Here is a 17,416-nt window from a genome sequence, read left to right as displayed (position 1 = left end):
GAGCCTACGACCGTGACCGGCGGCGTTCGACGGCTTTTCCGAGCAGGCTCTCCACCTGCCCGGCCGGCAGGGACGGGTTGGCGGCCGCGGCCTCGACGGTCTGCGGGTCGTCGCCGCCGAGCAGGCCCGTCAGCACGTCGGCGGGCAGCGCCGGGTGGGCGGCGGCGAGGGGGCGGGCCTTGGGGTCGGCGAGGCAGCGGAGGAGGGCGGCGGCGGTGGCGTGCGGGTGGCGGGCGACGGCCCGCAGGGCCTTCCCGGCGGGGGGTTGCTGCGCGGCGAGCCGTTCGAGGAGGGCGGCCGGCGTGCCGGGGTTGGCGGCGACGGCCGCGGCGACCCGGGTGCCGAACCGGTCGAGGAGTGCGCCCAGCCGGCGTTCGGACAGGCCCGGGTGAGGGGCGATCGACGCGGCGACCTTGGCGTCGCGGTCGTCCGCCAGCGCGTCGCGCACGGCGTCGGGCAGGTCGCGGCGGCGGGCCAGCAGCATCCGCAGCGCGGGTACGGGGGAGCCGGCGAGGCGTGGGACCTCGTCCGCCGTGGCGGTGGCGATCCGGGGCAGCAGGGTCGGGCCGATCCGGGTGGCGGCCGCGAGGCGGGCGAGGACGTCGAGCGGGACGTGCGGGTGGTGCGCGAGGCGCCGGCGGACGTCGTAGGTGTCGTCCCCGGCCAGGCGCCGGATCAGGGGCTCCCCGATGGCGGCGTTCTCGGCGAGGTTGCCGCGCACCCACGGGACGGGGTCCGCGGCGAACCGCTCGTAGACGGCGGCCGGCAGGTCGGGCCGCTCGGCGAGCGCCTGGCGCAGCACCGGCGACGGGTCGTCCGCGTACCGGGCGGCGGCCTCCCCGGGCGTGGCCGGGTTGCAGACGGCCGCCTGCCGGATCCCGGGGTCGTCGTCGAGCAGGGCGGCCAGCAGCTCCGGGGGCGTGGCCTCGTTGGTGGCGGCCGCCCGGCGGACCGCGGCGTCCGGGTGGACGGCGAGCCGGGTCAGCAGGGCGGGCGAGGCGGTCCAGAGCGCGAGCTCCGCGACGACCTCCGGCTCCCGGTCGGCCGCCAGGACCTCCTCCACCGCGGCCGGCAGCCCTCGGCACCCGGCCAGCCCGACCCGCCGCGCGACCACCGGGTCGCCTGCCAGCCGCGGCGCCCACGACACGTCCCCGCGCCCCTCGTCCAGCAGCGCGAGCGCTGCCTCCGGCCGCAGCGCGGGGTCCACGTCCTCGGCGCGCAGCAGACCTCCGTACGCGAGGTGGATGGAGGCCTGCCGGGAGCGTGCGGCCAGGGCGCGCACCTGGTCGCGGCTCAGGTCGGCCCGGTCGGCCAGGCGCCAGGCCACCTCGGCATCGGCGTCGGCGTCCGCGATCAGCCGGTCGACCAGGTGGGCGGGCAGGGCCGGATGGGCGGCGAGTCCGTACAGGAGGGAGTCCATGGGGGCATCCTGGCGGACGCCCGACCGCCGGGGGCGCGGATTCCGCCGGTCCGCGTCCGTCCCGGGACTTCGCCCAGCAGCGGTACCGGGCCAGGGCCGTGACCGGGAACGGGATCGGGACCGGGACCGAGACCGGGCCGGACGGGGCCGCCCGCCATCGGGAGCAGCGGAGGTCGAGGACCGGGCGGGCCGTCAGCCGGCCCGCGAGGACCGCCTCGAAGCAGTCGTCGACGTCCTCCGGCTGCCCGGGTCTCGCGGGTGACCCGGGTGCGGCCGAGGGCGCGCGGGCGGAACACCTCGGCGAGGTCCCGGCGGGTACCGAGGGCCGTCGGGCGCTGCCGTCCTGACCTCGCCCTTCGTCGTCCATCCGATTTCTGAGCAGGCGTGATGTCCTGCTACTGTTCATCCCGTCGAGAGGGAACGTCCTCTCGGACAGGCGTCAGAGGTGCTACTGGAGCACGTCCTACTTTCAGTAGGAAGAGTCCGTTCGACCCGGGCCTGGCGCTCTACCCCGAAGGGGCCGTTCGCACTGGGAACGGCCCCTTCGGCGTTTACCGGAGCGTCGCGCGGACCTCCCGGGCCGCCGCCACCAGGTGTTCGAGGGCCGGCCGGACCTCCGCCCAGGCGCGGGTCTTGAGGCCGCAGTCCGGGTTCACCCAGAGCCGCTCGGCGGGCAGGTGGCGCAGCGCCTTCCGCAGCAGCGCGACCGTCTCGGCGGTGCCGGGCACGCGGGGCGCGTGGATGTCGTAGACGCCCGGGCCGACCGCCAGCGGGTAGCCGGCGGCGGACAGTTCGGCGGTGACGGCCATCCCGGAGCGGGCCGCCTCCAGCGAGATCACGTCGGCGTCCAACTCCTCGATCGCGCGCAGGATGTCGCCGAACTCGGCGTAGCACATGTGGGTGTGCACCTGGGTGTCCGCCCGGACGCCCGAGGTGGCCAGCCGGAACGCCTCGGTCGCCCAGGCCAGGTAGTCCGCGTGGCCGGCCCGCCGCAGCGGCAGCGTCTCCCGCAGGGCCGGCTCGTCCACCTGGACCACGGCCGCCCCGGCCGCCTCCAGGTCGGCGACCTCGTCGCGCAGCGCCAGCGCCACCTGCCGGGCGGTGTCGGCGAGCGGCTGGTCGTCGCGGACGAACGACCAGGCCAGCATGGTGACCGGCCCGGTGAGCATGCCCTTCACCGGACGGTCGGTCAGCGCGGCGGCGCTGCGGTACCAGTCCACGGTCATCGGCGCCGGCCGGGCGACGTCCCCCGCCAGCACCGGCGGACGGACGTACCGGGTGCCGTACGACTGGACCCAGCCGTGCCGGGTGGCCAGGAAGCCGGTCAGCTGCTCGGCGAAGTACTGGACCATGTCGTTGCGTTCGGGCTCGCCGTGGACGAGGACGTCCAGGCCGGCCTTCTCCTGGAAGGAGATCACCTCCCGCACCTCGGCGGTGATCCGCTCGCGGTAGCCGGCGGCGTCCAGGCGCCCGGCGCGCAGGTCCGCCCGGGCGGCGCGGAGCGCGTCGGTCTGCGGGAACGAGCCGATGGTCGTGGTCGGCAACGGAGGCAGCGCCAGCCGGGCCCGCTGCGCCTCGGCGCGTTCGGCGTACCGGGCGGCCCGCCGGGTGTCGGCCGGGGTGACGCCGGCGGCCCGGGCCCGGACGGCCGGGTCGCGGGTGAGCGCGGAGCCGGCGCGCGAGGCCCGGGCGGCCCGGTTGGCGGCCAGCTGCGGGGCGACCGCCTCGGTGCCCTCGCGCAGGGCGCGGGCCAGGACGACCGTCTCGTCCACCTTCTGCCGGGCGAAGGCGAGCCACCGCAGCACCTGGGGGTCGAGGTCGCGTTCGGCGGCGGTGTCGAGCGGGACGTGCAGCAGCGAGCAGGACGGCGCCACGTCGACCCGGTCGGCGAGCCCGAGCAGGGTGGCCAGGGTGGCGAGGGCCTTTTCGAGATCGGCGGCCCAGACGTTGCGGCCGTCGACCACGCCCGCGACCAGCCGCTTCCCGGGCAGCCCGCCGAGCGAGGCCAGGGCGGGCAGGTTGGCGGCGGCCGGGCCGGTGAAGTCCAGCGCCAGCCCCTCCACCCGGGAGCGGGCCAGCACCGGCAGGGCGTCGCCGAGTTCGCCGAAGTACGAGGCGACCAGCAGTCGGGGCCGGTCGGTGGCGGCGGTGAGGTCCCGGTAGGCGCGGGCGGTGGCGTTGAGCACGGCCGGCGGCTGGTCCTGGGCCAGCACGGGCTCGTCCAGCTGGACCCACTCGGCGCCGACGGCGTGCAGTGCGGCCAGGATCTCGGCGTAGACGGGCAGCAGCCGGTCCAGCAGGGTGAGCGGCTCGAAGCCGGGGCCGGCGTCGGCGGCGGGCTTGGCGAGCAGCAGCAGGCTGACCGGGCCGAGCAGCACCGGGCGGGTGGTCAGGCCGAGCAGCCGGGCCTCGGCGAACTCGGTGAGCGGCTTGCCGGGGTCGGCGCGGAAGACGGTACCGGGGCCGAGCTCGGGTACCAGGTAGTGGTAGTTGGTGTCGAACCACTTGGTCATCTCCAGTGGCGCGACCTCCGCGGTGCCGCGCGCCATCGCGAAGTAGACGGCCAAGTGGTGCTCGGGGCTTCCCGGTTCGGCGAACGGGGGAGCCGCGGCCGCGTGCCGGGGCGGGATCGCTCCGACCATCCAGGCGGCGTCGAGCACGTGGTCGTAGAGCGAGAAGTGGTTGCCGGGGACCTCGTCCAGCCCGGCGGCGGCCAGGGTGCGCCAGACCTGGCGCCGCAACCCGGCTGCGGTGGCGAGCAGTTCGGTGGCGCCGGTGCGGCCGGCCCAGTGCTGCTCGACCGCCCGCTTGAGCTCGCGGCCCGGGCCCTGCCGGGGGTAGCCGTGCACGGTGGCGGCGGGACGGTGGACGGGGGCGTTGCCCGCAAATGGCGTCGGGGCGGTGCCCGGAAGGGGCGTTGGGGCGGTGCCGGGCGCGGGCGCCTGGGTGGTGCTGGGCACGGGACTCTCCTTCGCGAGTCCGTGGGCCCGTACGGGCGGACGTGCGCGAAGGCGGGCCGGTCGGCCGCGGCGCGCGTGCGCCGTCCGTCCGGCTCCTGCCGCCGCCGACCGTCCCGCGCGGTCCCGGTGAGTGGCCGCGCGCCGGTCCGGCGCACGGGCAGTGGCAGGTCTTCGGACTCGCGGGCACACCGGGCCCCTGAGGGCCGTCCGGCTCCTACCGGCCGTCGCTTCCCGGACGCTCGACGTCCAGTGCTGGGTGACGGCTTTCGTTCCCACTCACCGCTGCGGGGCAGTTCCGGATTCGCACCGGATTCCCTCTTGCGACGCACCCCGCCTGGCGGACGGGTGCGAACCAGCTGCGCCGCCCACCCTAGCCGCAACGGCCGGGCGCGGTACACGGATCGGTCTTATCGCAGTCCGTGGCCGAAACCCTCCGGCGTGGCCGACAATCGGCCAAGGTCCCGGTCCAGGTGGGCCGGTGGGCCGGATCTCGGCGGCCCGCCGCGTCGGCTCCGGCCAGCAGGTTCGACCGCCGCCTCGATCTGACGCGACGTCATAGCTTGGCCGAAATCAGACCCCTGTGGTGTGAATATGCCATTGGAATGTTCGTCATACGGAATCCGCCAGTAGCCTTCCGTGTCGAACCCGCCACTGCCCGTGGCGGTCCGGTCGGCGTCGGCCCAGCGTGCCCGGCTGCCCCAATCCGTCCGAAGGAGCCCGAGTGCCGGGTATCGACGAATGCCTGTCCGCGGCCATGGCGATCGCCGGTGCCCGTGCGGCCAGCCTCATCGACTGGAGCAGCGGACTCGCCCTCGGCAGCGCCGGCGTCAGCCCCACCGGCGACCACGAGACCACGGCCGCGGAGGCAACCGACTTGGTACGTACGGCTTTTGAGAGTGAAACCTTCACCGTGGCGGAGGACAGCCGGGCGCCTCTGCAGGACATCATCCTCACTGCGGGCCGCAGTTACCACCTGATCTGCTTCATTGACACCGTCTTCGACAGCCCACTCGTCCTGCACCTGTGGCTCGACCGGACCGAGGGCAACCTCGCCTCGGCCCGCTACCGCCTGCAGGCCCTCGCCGAGGAACTGGTGCTCGGATGACCGGCGTTCGGACGGCGAACGCGATGGCGGGCCGGCGCGGCGCATCGTCGGCCCGGGGCGCCGTGTTTCGGCCAGCGGGCCGGGCCGCCGACGCCCCGGCGGTCACCGGGCGGCCGGCGTGAACGACGTCGACGCCATCGTGCCCGGTCACGTCATGGCCCCCGGCCACGCCCTCGCCACCGGCGCGCCGCTCACCACCGGTGAGGCCTTCGCCGCCGTCGAGCGGCTGGCCGACGAGCGCGCGACCGGCGCCCTGCGCGGCCCCACGGGCACGCTGCACCTCGCCGACGGCCTGGTGGTGCACGCCGAGTCCGACCGCGCGCCCGACCTGGCCATGCTGCTCACCGGCTGTGGCAGGATCACCCGGCAGGCCTGGCAGGAGGCCGTCCGCACCTACGGCCCGCACGGCCGGGTCGGCGGCGCCCTGGTCGAACAACGGCTCTTCACTCGGGGGGAGTTGGAGCTCTGCCAGCTCGGCGCCCTCTACGACGCCGCGTTCTTCGTGCTCGACGGCGCCGGGGCCTCGGCGGGCCCGTGGTCCTTCGAGCCGGGCGCACGGCACTGGCTCGGCCCGGTCGCGGCGGTCAGCGCTCCGCGGCTGCGCCGGGAGGTGGAGCGCCGGCACCGGCTGCTCGACCGGATCTGGCCCTGGCCGCAACTCGACACCGAACCGGTCCGCCCGCTGGGCCGGACCGGCCGGACCGCCGAGGCGGGCCGGATCGCCGAGGTCGGCCGGATCGGGGAGGTCGGCCCGCCGCGTCCGGTCCGTCCGGCCGGTGCGGTCGGTTCCGTCCGCCCGTCCGGAGGCCAGGAGCGGTGCGCGGCCCCGGGCAACCGGCCGGGCCGGCCGTGCCCGCCCAGCCGGCGTCAGCGCGAACTGCTCGACCACGCCGACGGCCGAAGAACCCCGGCGGAGCTGGCGCGGCTGCTCGGCCGTTCGGGGTTCGCCACCACGGCCGACGTCCGCCGCCTCGCCGCCGCCGGGCTGCTGGCCACGCCGGGCCGTGACGCCCCGCGGCACGCCGCCGGGTCGCGGTCCGCGGCGCAGGCCGGACCGGAGCCCGGGGTGCGGACCGAAGCGCCCCCCGGGACCCAGTCCGGACCGCCGCCGGCGCCCCCGCCCGGGCCCCCGCCCGGGCTGCTCCGCCGCGTCCCCGGCGCGGCCCTGGCGGGGTTGCTCCCGGTGAGCGCCATCCGCTCCGCCCGCCACCGCCCGCTCGCGGTCCACCCGTCGGCCCCGGCCCACCCGCCGGGCCCGGCGGCGGCCCGCCCGCCGACCGTCCCCGACCCGGACATCGCGCTGCTGATCCGGGTCCGAACCCTTCTGGAGGCCCGACTTTGAACAACTCTCCGCCCGCGACCCCGCTCTCACGGTCATGAGGCGGGCGCTCAAGCAGCGTGTCGGAAGGAGACAACTGATCGCCTTGGAGACCGAGCTGCTGGCCGAAGTGCGTGCCCTCAGGCACCGGGTCCCGCACCTCGCGGGCGGTCTGGTGGCCAGCGTGGACGGCCTGCTGGTCGCGCACGACACCCACGGGGCCGAGCCCTCCGGTCTGGCCGCGATGACCGCCGCCTCGCTGAGCCTGGCCCAGCGGCTCGCGGACACCACCGGGCAGGGCGAGTTCCGGGAGTCGCTGGTGCGCGGCGAGTACGGGTACATCGGCACCTATGCGGCGGGCGGCAGCTGTGTGCTCACCCTGCTGGCGCACCCGGACGTGAACGTCGGCCGGCTGCACCTGGAGGCCCGCCGCTCCGCCCGGCGGATCGCGGCCCTGATCAACGACTCGCTGACCCCCAAGGACCCTCCGTAGGCGCTTCCCGCACCTTCCGGCCCCACCTGACCCGACCGAACCTTCCGACCCTTCCCACCCTTCCGATCTTCCGAACGAACTGGAGAAACCGACATGACAGACGCAGCCGGCGCACTCAAGCAGACCATGACCGCGATCGAGGGTGCCCTCGGAGCCGCCCTCGTCGACTACAACAGCGGCATGGCCCTCGCCACCCTCGACGGCCCCGGGGGGTTCGACCTCAACGTCGCCGCGGCCGGGAACACCGACGTGGTCCGGGCCAAGATGCGCACGATGGACATGCTCGGGCTGCAGGACGGCATCGAGGACATCCTCATCACCCTCAGCAGCCAGTACCACCTGATCCGTCCGCTCACCGGCCGCGGGGGCAAGGGCCTGTTCCTCTACCTCGCGCTGGACAAGGGCCGCGCCAACCTGGCGATGGCCCGGCACCAGCTGACGAAGATCGAGAACGAGCTGGAGGTCTGACGCGTCGGGCGGTACTGCCGCCCGGCCGTCCGTCCGGCGGCAGGCCCCCGCGTCGTGCGGCGCGGGGGCCTGCCGGACAGCCGGTGGCGTGGGCCGGGCGGCCGGTGGCGTCGGCCGGTCCGGCCCGGGCTGACTGGGGACTGCCCGGACCGAATCGGGACTGCCCGGACCGACCCGGGACTGCCCGGCTCACCCGCTGGGCGTCGCCGGCTCCTCCGCCCACGCCACCTCGCCGCCCGCCAGCCCTGCGCAGACGGTGCCCTCGGGCGTGACGACGCTCCAGGGCGCGACCTGCGCGTGCGGCGGCACGGACAGCACGGCGTCACCGTCGAAGGCCAGCTCCAGCCCGCCCGCCATGGTCACCCGGGCGGCGCCGAGCGTCCGGCCCACCAGGCCGAGCAGCGCGCCGGACGGGCGGAGGGTCAGGGCGGGGAAGAAGTGGTCCACCTCGGTGGGCGTCGCGATCACGAACTCGTGCGCCACCCGGACGGTCACCGGCCCGTCGAGCGTGATGTCGAGCCGGCCGCCGCCGCCGACCGCCGCCACCCGGCGGCCGGCCAGTACCTTCCCGAGCGCGTTCTGCATGGGCCCAGTGTGGACCAGGAACACCGTTCTGGTCCGGTGGTCCGGCGGTCCGTCGGCCCGCCTCCGCTCACCCGCCGTCGGCCCGCCTCCGCTCACCCGCCGTCGGCCCGCCTCCGCTCACCCGCCGTCGGCCCGCCTCCGCTCACCCGCCGTCGGCGCGCGCGGCACTGCGCGCGCCGGTCAGCCGTCGCGTGCGCCTGCAGGCCCGTCCGCCTCCAGGCACACGCGACGGCTGACCGTGGTCCGGCCGCCCGCCGCCAGCCGCCTCCGTCAGTCCGCCGTCAGTCCGCAGGCCGCCCGCCGACCAGTTCGGCCGGCCCGCCCGCCCGGGCGCGGGTGGCGAGGGCGGCCGCCGTCCGGGCCCAGGAGGAGCCGGACAGCAGCGCCCGGGCCCGGGCCGGGTCGCAGAGCCGCCACTCGACCAGCTCGTCCTCGGCCAGTGCGATCGAGGCGAGCTGTTCCTCCGTCACCGTCCCGCCGTCGAAGACGTACACCAGGACGGCGGTGTCCCGGTCGCTCGCCCGGTCCGCGTCCCGTCCGGGCAGCCAGTCGAGGGCCAGCAGCCGGCCCGGTTCGCACTCCCAGCCCAGCTCCTCACGGACCTCGCGCCGGGCCGCGGCCCGGGGCAGCTCGCGGTCCGCCTCGATGCCGCCGCCGGGCAGCACCCAGTACGGCTCCTCGCCGCCCGGGCCCGGCCACGGGCGCAGCCGCACCAGCAGCACCCGCCCGTCCGCGTCGGTGAACAGCGTCCGCGCCTTGGCCCGGATCCGTGGGCGGGTGGCGATGAACGTCTCCCGGTCCAGCGGGGGAGCGGCGGGCTCCGCCGGGGGCAGACCGGGCGTACCGGTCAGCGTGACCCCGGCCAGCCGGGTGTACGCGGGCGGCGGCCCGGCCGCCAGGTGGTCGAGGGTGTGTCCGGCGGGCATGCCGTCCTCGAGTTCGAGCGGCCCGGCGTCCCGCGGCGCCCGCAGGCAGGCACTCACCCGGCGGGAGAGCCGCGGCGGCAGGGCGTGGCCCGCCTGCTCCGGTGTCAGCCACGCCCAGCCGCCGACCTCCGCCGGGTCCGGCGTGAACGCGGCCAGTTCCCGGGGGGTGAGCGGATCGCCCCAGTAGAGGTGCGCGGCGACCGGCGGCCGGTAGTCGTCGAGCGTCCAGTCGATGCAGGCCAACGGCCCGAGCCTGGGGGTGAACCCCAGCTCCTCCTCGATCTCCCGCACGGCCGTCCGGCGCGGGGAGAGGTCCCGCGGCTCCCATCCGCCGCCGGAGACCGCCAGCGGATGCCTCCGGTCGTACGGCAGCCGGACGATCAGCACCCGGCCCTGCGCGTCCGGGAACAGCACTCCGGCGGCGGCCAGCAACTCGCGTCCCGCACGACCGTCCAGGCCGCCCGCAGGCTCCGACGTCACCACGGCAAGTCCCTCCGTCGAACCGGGTGGACGACCCCCGCCCGCCCGCCTGGCAGGACATCCCCGCCCACCCCGACGGTTCCCCGCCGTCCTGCGGGGCGAACCTGCCGTCAGACCCGTTCGAGGGGCCGGTGCGGCCCTTCCGGAAGCTCCACGGCGATCGCGTCGCCGGGCCGGACCACGCCGCCGGTCCGGACGACGCCCATGATGCCGGCCTTGCGGACGACGTTCCCGGCCTCGTCCCGGCCGACGACCTGCTTCAGCAGCCCGTCCCGGAAGTTGTCGATCTGGGCGCACGGATTGCGCAGGCCGGTGACCTCGACGACCGCCTCGCCGCCGATCCGCAGCAGCGCCCCGACGGGCAGGCCGAGCAGGTCGACGCCCCGGGTGGTGACGTTCTCGCCGAGCTCGCCCGGCCGTACGCCGAAGCCGGCCGCGCCCACCTCCGCGAAGAGCTCCTCGTGGATGAGGTGGACCTGCCGCAGGTTGGGCTGGGTCGGGTCCTGCGCGACCCGCGAGCGGTGCCTGACCGTGACCCCGGCATGGACGTCCCCCTCCACACCGAGCCCGGCGAGCAGGGTGATGGCGGCCCGGTTGGGCTTGGTGAACGAGTACTCGCCGTTGCTGCTGACTGCCGTGACCGATCCGCTCATTCGGCGGCCCCCTCTGTACGCGGCGCTGATCGCAACGCCTCTGATTGTGACCCTGCCCGTCAGGAGGGTAGCTTCCGGCGGCCGGCCGACGGATCCCCCGCCCCGGCCGGGCCGAGCGAGGCGAGGGCCGCGGCCGCCGCGCGAACCATCTGCTCGTCCTGGCGGCCGGTGGCCCCGCGGAGCCGGGCGAAACCCTCGACGGCGGCCAGTGCGAGCAGGCCGGGGAGCAGATCGGTGCTGCGGTCGGCGACCCAGCGGGTGCCCCGGGTCGCCATCCACCACAGGTCCGCCAGCGTGCCCGGCGGCGGCTCGGCCGGTTCGGCGGCGGGGGCCGGGCCGAGCGGGCGGCCGGCGGCGGCGAGCAGGTCGTGGAAGCCACGGGCGATCAGGTGGTGTCCCTCGGCACTCGGGTGGAGCCGGTCCACGCTCAGCAGCTGCCGCCGCGCCATCCACGGCAGCTCGGCGAGGTGCAGGTGGACGGTCCGGTGACGGGCCGAGAGCGCGTGCACCACCGTGTTCACCGCGCGCATCCGGCGGGCCAGCGGACGGGCGAACGGCTGCGGCAGCCGCAGCAGCGTGCCCGGGTCGGGCAGGCAAGCGGTGAGCACCAGCGCGCCGCCGCGGGACAGCCCACCGAGGGTGGCGTCCAGCTCGCGCGCGGTGCGGCCGACGTCGAACCCGGCCCGCAGGGTGTCGTTGCCACCGATGACCACGGCGGCCACCGCCGGACGCAGCGCCAGGGCGACGGGCAGTTGCCCCGCCGTCAGATCGGCGCTGAGGGCGCCGCTGCGCGCCAGGTTGGTGAACTCGACGCCGGCCCCGGCCGGCGCCAGCGACCGCGCGAGCACCGCGGCCCAGCCCCGCCACCCGTCGGCCACCGGGTCGCCGACCCCCTCCGTGAGCGAGTCCCCGAGCGCCACGAACCGGACCGGCCCGGCCACCCGTCGCCCTCCCGGCCCCCGGTCCCCGCCCGGAACCGCCGCACCGTCCCCGTCCCTGTCCCTGTCCCTGTCCCCGACCGCCACCGTGCTCACTGCCTGCCTCCTGACTCCGCGTCCCTCACCGCCGGAGTGGGAAGTCGGCGGGTCCGACGCCCACTCCGGTCCTGCCTCGCCTCGCCGGGCAGCGACCCCCGGGGCACCCGGAACAGAAGTCGGCCCGTCCGACTTCCCACGCGCTACCGGCCCGCCTCGCTTGCCCGGGACGCCTCGCCCGCCCGGGACGTCGAGGCGGTGTCCCCTCCGGCGCCGAAGGCCCGCCTGCCGTCCGTCCCCGTGCCGTCCGTCTCCGCGTCGTCCGTCCCCGTGCCGTGTGCCCTCGCGCCGTGGGCGGCCAGGAAAGCGGTGACGGCGGTGGGCCAGCCGTACTGTTCCGCCTGGGCGCGCGCCGCACGGCGCCGGGCCGCCTCGGGGCGGGCGAGCAGCGTGGCGACGGCCTCCGCGAAGCCCGCGCCGGTGTCCGCGGCGGCCACGCCTGCCGGCCCGACCAGCCCGGGGAGCGCCGAGGAGCGGCTGACCGCCACCGGCGTGCCGCAGGCGAGCGCCTCCATCGCGGCGAGCCCGAAGGTCTCGACCGGTCCCGGGGCGAGCACCACGTCGGCGCAGCCGAGCAGCCGGGCCAGTGCGTCGCGCCCGCCGACGTGCCCGAGGAAGTGCACGGGCAGCCGGAGCCGGGCGGCCCGGGCGGCGAGCCGCGGGCGGAGCGGTCCGGTGCCCGCCACCACGAGGACGGCCGGGACCCGGCGCGCGCGCAGCACGGCGAGCGCGTCGAGCGCCCGCTCGGGGTGCTTCTCGGTGGAGAGCCGCGAGCAGAGCACCAGGAGCACCTGCCCCGGCTCCGCGTACCGGGACCGTTCCGCCGTCCGCTCCGCGTCCGTCGGGGGCCGCATCCCGGTGAGGTCCACACCGAGCGGTGCGCGCGCCAGGTTGCGCACGCCCAGGCGGCGGAACTCCGCCGCCGCCCAGTCGGTCGTGCAGACCACGGTGTCGTACGCCCGCGCCGTCAGGCCGTTGAGCCGGTCGGCGGCGGCCCCGGCGAGCGGGGCTGGCAGGCCCCAGGTGCGGAGCAGCCCGGCGGCGCTCTCGTGCGACACCATGACCGAGCGGACGCCGTGCCGCCGCGCCCACCCGCCGGTCCAGCGCAGGGTGGTGCGGTCGGACACCTCCAGCCGGTCGGGCGCGAGCCGGGTGAGCTCGTGGGTGACGGCCCGCCGGTCGGTGAGCAGCCGGTAGCCGCCGCTGCCGGGCAGGACGGGCCCGGGCAGGGTGACGACCAGGCCCTGCTCGGTCTCCTCCTCGGTACGTCGCTCGCCTGGCACCACGAGTACCGGGAGGTGCCCGGCGGCCCGGTAGCCGGCCCCGAGGTGGCGCAGCGCCGTGCGCAGTCCGCCGGAGACGGGGGTGACGAAGTTCGCCACCCGGACGATCCGCAGCGGGCCTCCGTGTCCGGTCATGCCGTCAGCTCCTCCACCACCGGGGAGGCCGGCGTGGCCGGTACGGCCGGGGCAGGCGCCGCGGGCGGTGCGGGCGGTACAGGCGGTGCGGGCGGTACAGCCGTTACAGGCACCGCGGGCGGTGCGGCCGGTACAGGCGGCGCGGCCTCGGCGGCCGCCGCCGGAGCGACCTCCCGGTGCTCCGCCAGCACCTCCGCGTAGTGCCGCAGCAGCAGGTCCCCGACCGCCTCCCAGGTACGGGCGGTCACCTCCGCCCGCCCGGCGTTCCCGTAACGGGCCCGCAGGGCGGCGTCGGCGGCCAGGGTCCCGACCGCCCGGGCGACGGCGGCGCCGTCCCGGGGCGGGACCAGCAGGCCGGTCCGGTGGTGGGCGACGAGGTCGAGCGGCCCGCCGACGGCCGGGCCGATCACCGGGACGCCGCTGGCCATCGCCTCCTGGATGGTCTGGCAGAAGGTCTCCAGCGGACCGGTGTGCACGAACACGTCCAGGGTGGCGAAGCAGCGGGCGAGCTCGTCACCGGTCCGGCGGCCGAGGAAGACCGCGCCGGGCATCGCGGCCCTGAGCCCGGCGGCGGACGGCCCGTCCCCGATGACGACGACCCGTACCCCGGGCAGCGCCGAGGCGGCGGCCAGCAGGTCGACCCGCTTCTCGGGCGCGAGCCGGCCGACGTACCCGACCAGCACCTCCCCGCCGGGGGCGAGCGTCCGGTGCAGCGCCTCGTCGCGGTGGCGCGGGTGGAAGCGGACCGAGTCGACCCCGCGCGGCCAGAGCCGGACCCTGGGCACGCCGTGCGCGGTGAGGTCCTGCGCCGCCGGGGTGGACGGCGCGAGGGTGCGGGCGGCGGCCCGGTGGATGGTGCGGATGCGGTGCCAGGCGGCGGCCTCGCCGAGCCGGCACCCGGCCCGGTAGGCGTGCGCGTAGCCGGCGAGGTCGGTCTGGTAGACGGCGACGGCGGGGACGCCGAGCCGTGCGGCGGCCTGCATGCCGCGTGCGCCGAGCACGAACGGGCTGGCCAGGTGGACCAGGTCGGGCCGGTGCCCGGCGACGGCGGCGGTGAGCTGCCGGCCGGGCAGGGCGATCCGCACCTGCGGGTACCCGGGCAGCGGGACGGAGGGGATGCGGACGACCGGCAGTTCGGCTGCGGCCGGTCCGGCCCCGAAGGTGTGCGGAGGGCAGTCGGCGCCTCGCGCGGGGGCCGGGGTGATGACGAGTGGCTGGTGGCCCCGGCGGACCAGGTGCTCGGCCGTCCGCAGCACGCTGTGGGCGACTCCGTTGACCTCGGGAGGGAAGGATTCGGTGACGATGGCGACGCGCATGCCTGAGTTGTGTCCGGGTCCGGCGTGCACGCGGCCAAAGGGATCTGTCGTACAAACGAACGCGGGTCGGCGATTTGTGCCGCCGACCCGCGTTCCGCCCTCACCCCGCCGTCGGCGGCGGGCGCCCGACCGCTCAGGCCGGACCGGCAGCCGATTCCTTGAGCTCCGCGTAGGGCGCGAGCTTGCGGATCGACTCGATGCTCTTGATGCAGTCGTCCCGGCTCTCCTGCGGGTCTCCGGTGACCACGACGGAGCCGTTGCTCGCCTTGAGCCGGAACCGGTGCATGCCGGTCTCGTCGGTGTACAGCTCGAACTTGCCAGCCATCAGGTCCTTCACCTCTCGGTCGGGTAACCCCCTCGAACGGCAACGTAGGACCAAATACTGTTTACCGCTTGCCAGATGAGGCATTCGAGTGTCTCCGCCAAACGGGTCACCGGCGTCCGGGACGGAAGCCAGAGCGGACGGCACCGGTGGGGACATTCCGGGGACGTGGCGGCAGGGGGCCAGAGAGCCTTCGACGGCGCGCGGGTGGCGACCTGGGCGACGACGGTACGGCGGATGACCCGGACAGCGGCCAGCTAGGAGACGCGGTCGGGATCGACGGCCGGGCCGCTGGTGGCGGCGGTGTGCATCACCTTCCGCAGGGCGTGGTGGACGGCCAGGAAGGCCCAGATCTCCTGGCGGATGCCGTCGGCGGTCCGGGAGCGGAGCGGGCCGGAGACGCCGAGGTGGTTCTTGATCTCATCGAACGCCATCTCGATTTGCGCGACCCGGGCCGCGGTGACTTCTAGGATCTGCTGCATGGCAACACGACTTGTGCAGATCAATATGAAGGCCCAGGACGATTCCGTGCTCGGCCGGTTCTGGGCGGAGGCACTCGGTTGGGGTGTCGACAGCGAGGGCCCCGGCGTGACCAACCTCGAACCGATCGGCTTCGCCTACCCCGACCCCGTGGCCGTCTGCATCGACATCGTCGCCCGCCCGGAACCCAAGACGGTGAAGAACCGGGTGCACCTTGATCTGGCCACCACCTCGACCGGCCACCAGGCGGAGTTGGTTGCGCGCCTGAAGGATCTCGGCGCGACGCTCGCCGACGTGGGTCAGGGCGACGTCCCCTGGACGGTCATGGCCGACCCGGAGGGCAACGAGTTCTGCGTCCTGGAGCCCCGGGAGATCTACCGGGACACCGGGCCGATCGCCGCGGTGGTGGTCGACTGCACCGACCCGCGGGCGATGGCCCGGTTCTGGGGCGAGGCGATGGACTGGACGGTGCACGAGGTCGCCGACGACCACGCGACCATGCGCTCCGCCCAAGGCGTCGGCCCCTACCTGGAGTTCGTCCGCACCCCCGACACCAAGAGCGGGTGGAACCGCGTCCACCTGGACATCAGCCCCTACCGCGGCGACGACCCGGCAGCCGAGGAGGCCCGGCTGCGCGCCCTGGGCGCCACCGACCCCGGTATCGACCAGTCCGCCATCTCCTGGACGGTTCTGGCCGACCCGGAGGGCAATGAGTTCTGCCTCCTCAGCCCTCGCTGACCTGAGCAACGGCTCCGGCCGGTTCGGGTCGGCGGCGCAGACCGCGTGGCGTCGGCGCATACCGCCGGAGGCGGGGACGGTGTCCCCGCGTCTTTGGATGCCAGTAAGGCCACTGGCTGGATCCGGCGGGGCCGGATCCGGCGGGGGTGGAGCCGGAGGAGCCCCCGCCGGCGCTCCCGCGCGGCTGGAAGCCACGTACCTGCCCAACGCGCGCCGCAGCGGATGAAACCGTCGCCGTGCGGAAAGCCCTGTCGGACTGCGACCGGCCCCTCGACCGCCCCCGCCGCGGGAACTGCTGTCGATGCCGCCCGAGCCCGGGGGCACGAGCGGGGCCGCGGTCACCCTCTTCGTCCTGGTCGGCCTTCTCAGCCTGCTGGGACTGCGCACGCTGCTCTCCGGCGACGTTGGTGGCGGCTCTGACACCGCGTACCAGGTCGGTTACCACTACGGCGTGTTCCTCGTCGCCGCGATCCTGCCGGGGATCGGACTCACCGTCCATTCCGGTCACGTCGCACCCGACGTCTGGGTCCGCACCACCTCTGCCGGGTCAGCATCCTCGGTCGTAGATCGCCCGCAGCCACGGTTCCCTGACGGCGGGAATCCGCGCGAGCGTGTACCGGAACGCCTCACTGGATGGCTGGAACGGGTACCACGGGTGCGGCGGCAGCGGGTCGTCCCGCTCCACGCCTGCCGGCAGCCCGCCGACGACCGGCAGCCGGGTCCGGTGCGGCGGGAAGGCGAGCTCGGCCCAGAGCGTGGCATCCATGGGTACCGGCACCGCCCCGGCCTGCGGCTGCCACATGTCTCCGGTCTGCGGATGGACCGGCACCAGCACCAGGTCAGCGGCCGGCTCGCCGAGCCCCGGTCCCGCCAGGTCGAGCCGCTTCGCGCTCTCCCCGGCGGGAAGCAGCGCGCCGAGTGCCCGGCCGAGGAGCTCCGCGACCGGCCCGGGTGCCACCTCGACCGGCGCGCCCCCGGAGGCCAGCACCACCTGGGCGAGAGCCACGCCCGCCGGTATGTCCCGGTACTCGCTGAGCCGGTGCCACAGCGCGCCGGCGGCCAGCAGCTCCGCCCAGTCCATGACCGGCCGCTCCGGCGGGCCGGGCAGCCGCACGACCGCCTGCGGGACGAGCCGGACGACCTGCCAGTACCCGCAGTCGTCCATCCTCGTCCCGACCGGCAGATCGCAGCCCAGGCAGGCAAGGTTCGGCCCGTCCCTCCCGTCGATCCCCCTGCAGTAGCCCCCGGCCCGTTCGAGGATCAGCCTGGTGCCGCGCATGTCGCCAGGCGCGAGGAGAACGGTGTCCGACGGTCCGTCGGACAGCGCGCCGAACGGTGCGAAGCGCCCTCGCTCCGCCGCCTCGTGCGCCTCGACCTCGTCCCACTGCCACCACGGCGGCCCGTACGACGCGGGGTCGACGGCGTACGACCCGGCCTCCAGCAAGGGCGGGTGCAGCGTCTCCCAGTGGGTGTCGGCCAGGTGGATCGGCAACGCCACCTCCGACACCGCCGCCGTCAGGACCGCACCGCAACCCGCACACCCGAACACCGCCAAGCTGTCCCCTCCCGCCGTCGAAGCCCCTGCATCCCACCAAGCGGGCGGACCGGGGAGCAAGGGGTTTTCGGACGACGCAGAACGCCTCACCGAAGGGCAGAGCGGGCCTCGACGTCCCGGTCGCAGCCTCCGGGAGCCGGGAGCC

At 75.9% G+C, this 17,416-nt stretch carries 16 protein-coding genes and 1 riboswitch; of the genes, 5 read left to right on the top strand and 11 right to left on the bottom strand.

Annotated elements, in window-relative coordinates:
- Window positions 1–4: 4 nt before the first annotated feature.
- Together C2142_RS05920 and metE are read right to left on the bottom strand one after the other, a co-directional pair.
- Window positions 5–1,420, bottom strand: coding sequence for a hypothetical protein (locus C2142_RS05920; RefSeq protein WP_148641416.1), 1,416 nt, complete (start codon window positions 1,418–1,420; stop codon window positions 5–7).
- Between the two features lie 551 nt (window positions 1,421–1,971).
- Entirely contained in the window at window positions 1,972–4,269 is a 2,298-nt protein-coding gene (metE, locus tag C2142_RS05915; protein ID WP_148642212.1) for a 5-methyltetrahydropteroyltriglutamate--homocysteine S-methyltransferase, read from the bottom strand.
- Between the two features lie 276 nt (window positions 4,270–4,545).
- Window positions 4,546–4,700: riboswitch (cobalamin riboswitch) on the bottom strand.
- A gap of 401 nt (window positions 4,701–5,101) precedes the next feature.
- Here metE and C2142_RS05910 point away from each other — a divergent pair.
- The 4 genes from C2142_RS05910 to C2142_RS05895 all read left to right on the top strand — a co-directional run bounded on the left by C2142_RS05910 (window position 5,102) and on the right by C2142_RS05895 (window position 7,764).
- Entirely contained in the window at window positions 5,102–5,485 is a 384-nt protein-coding gene (locus C2142_RS05910) for a hypothetical protein (RefSeq protein WP_148641415.1), read from the top strand.
- A 118-nt stretch (window positions 5,486–5,603) separates the two neighbouring features.
- A complete protein-coding gene (locus tag C2142_RS41435) occupies window positions 5,604–6,827 on the top strand; it encodes a hypothetical protein (RefSeq protein WP_148641414.1) in 1,224 nt (407 codons plus the stop codon).
- Window positions 6,828–6,909: 82 nt separating this feature from the next.
- A complete protein-coding gene (locus tag C2142_RS05900; RefSeq protein WP_346766362.1) occupies window positions 6,910–7,296 on the top strand; it encodes a roadblock/LC7 domain-containing protein in 387 nt (128 codons plus the stop codon).
- 93 nt (window positions 7,297–7,389) lie between these two features.
- Window positions 7,390–7,764, top strand: a complete 375-nt coding sequence (locus tag C2142_RS05895) for a hypothetical protein (protein WP_148641412.1) — start codon at window positions 7,390–7,392, stop codon at window positions 7,762–7,764.
- A 189-nt stretch (window positions 7,765–7,953) separates the two neighbouring features.
- On the opposite strand, the gene C2142_RS05890 is transcribed toward C2142_RS05895, so the two are convergent.
- From C2142_RS05890 to C2142_RS05855, 8 genes are all read right to left on the bottom strand, one after another.
- On the bottom strand, window positions 7,954–8,349 hold the full coding sequence (locus C2142_RS05890) for a DUF6188 family protein (RefSeq protein WP_148641411.1): 396 nt from the start codon (window positions 8,347–8,349) through the stop codon (window positions 7,954–7,956).
- Window positions 8,350–8,630: 281 nt separating this feature from the next.
- A complete protein-coding gene (locus C2142_RS05885) occupies window positions 8,631–9,755 on the bottom strand; it encodes an NUDIX hydrolase (RefSeq protein ID WP_162002415.1) in 1,125 nt (374 codons plus the stop codon).
- 110 nt (window positions 9,756–9,865) lie between these two features.
- The gene (locus tag C2142_RS05880; RefSeq protein WP_148641409.1) at window positions 9,866–10,408 is read right to left on the bottom strand and encodes an MOSC domain-containing protein; all 543 of its coding nucleotides are present in this window, start codon (window positions 10,406–10,408) and stop codon (window positions 9,866–9,868) included.
- Between the two features lie 59 nt (window positions 10,409–10,467).
- Window positions 10,468–11,349 carry an SGNH/GDSL hydrolase family protein gene (locus tag C2142_RS05875; protein WP_148641408.1) on the bottom strand — a complete coding sequence of 294 codons (882 nt, stop codon included), beginning with the start codon at window positions 11,347–11,349 and terminating at the stop codon, window positions 10,468–10,470.
- Window positions 11,350–11,585: 236 nt separating this feature from the next.
- A complete protein-coding gene (locus C2142_RS05870) occupies window positions 11,586–12,860 on the bottom strand; it encodes a glycosyltransferase (RefSeq protein ID WP_148641407.1) in 1,275 nt (424 codons plus the stop codon).
- A complete protein-coding gene (locus C2142_RS05865; protein WP_148641406.1) occupies window positions 12,857–14,176 on the bottom strand; it encodes a glycosyltransferase family 1 protein in 1,320 nt (439 codons plus the stop codon). Before C2142_RS05865 ends, C2142_RS05870 begins: the two co-directional genes overlap by 4 nt.
- 133 nt (window positions 14,177–14,309) lie before the next feature.
- Window positions 14,310–14,501 (bottom strand): DUF1508 domain-containing protein, encoded by a 192-nt coding sequence (locus C2142_RS05860; protein WP_148641405.1) that lies wholly within the window; start codon window positions 14,499–14,501, stop codon window positions 14,310–14,312.
- Window positions 14,502–14,755: 254 nt separating this feature from the next.
- The gene (locus tag C2142_RS05855; protein WP_148641404.1) at window positions 14,756–14,980 is read right to left on the bottom strand and encodes a hypothetical protein; all 225 of its coding nucleotides are present in this window, start codon (window positions 14,978–14,980) and stop codon (window positions 14,756–14,758) included.
- Between C2142_RS05855 and C2142_RS05850 the strand changes: the two genes are divergently transcribed.
- Window positions 14,979–15,716 carry a VOC family protein gene (locus C2142_RS05850; RefSeq protein WP_148641403.1) on the top strand — a complete coding sequence of 246 codons (738 nt, stop codon included), beginning with the start codon at window positions 14,979–14,981 and terminating at the stop codon, window positions 15,714–15,716. The genes C2142_RS05855 and C2142_RS05850 overlap by 2 nt on opposite strands.
- Before the next feature lie 547 nt (window positions 15,717–16,263).
- Here the strand turns inward: C2142_RS05850 and C2142_RS05845 are convergent.
- On the bottom strand, window positions 16,264–17,214 hold the full coding sequence (locus C2142_RS05845; protein WP_346766361.1) for a hypothetical protein: 951 nt from the start codon (window positions 17,212–17,214) through the stop codon (window positions 16,264–16,266).
- Window positions 17,215–17,416: the final 202 nt, after the last annotated feature.

The sequence above is a fragment of the Streptomyces sp. CB01881 genome (genome assembly GCF_002953255.1).
In the GTDB taxonomy this organism is placed as follows: Bacteria; Actinomycetota; Actinomycetes; order Streptomycetales; family Streptomycetaceae; genus Kitasatospora.
This window is presented reverse-complemented; position numbering and strand designations above follow the sequence as displayed.

Bases quoted from the DNA above. Each gene is read 5' to 3' on its own strand.
- C2142_RS05920 (WP_148641416.1), bottom strand. From the start codon at position 1,420: ATGGACTCCCTCCTGTACGGACTCGCCGCCCATCCGGCCCTGCCCGCC.
- C2142_RS05895 (WP_148641412.1), top strand. From the start codon at position 7,390: ATGACAGACGCAGCCGGCGCACTCAAGCAGACCATGACCGCGATCGAG.
- C2142_RS05890 (WP_148641411.1), bottom strand. From the start codon at position 8,349: ATGCAGAACGCGCTCGGGAAGGTACTGGCCGGCCGCCGGGTGGCGGCG.
- C2142_RS05880 (WP_148641409.1), bottom strand. From the start codon at position 10,408: ATGAGCGGATCGGTCACGGCAGTCAGCAGCAACGGCGAGTACTCGTTC.
- C2142_RS05870 (WP_148641407.1), bottom strand. From the start codon at position 12,860: ATGACCGGACACGGAGGCCCGCTGCGGATCGTCCGGGTGGCGAACTTC.
- C2142_RS05865 (WP_148641406.1), bottom strand. From the start codon at position 14,176: ATGCGCGTCGCCATCGTCACCGAATCCTTCCCTCCCGAGGTCAACGGA.
- C2142_RS05860 (WP_148641405.1), bottom strand. From the start codon at position 14,501: ATGGCTGGCAAGTTCGAGCTGTACACCGACGAGACCGGCATGCACCGG.
- C2142_RS05850 (WP_148641403.1), top strand. From the start codon at position 14,979: ATGGCAACACGACTTGTGCAGATCAATATGAAGGCCCAGGACGATTCC.
- C2142_RS05855 (WP_148641404.1), bottom strand. From the start codon at position 14,980: ATGCAGCAGATCCTAGAAGTCACCGCGGCCCGGGTCGCGCAAATCGAG.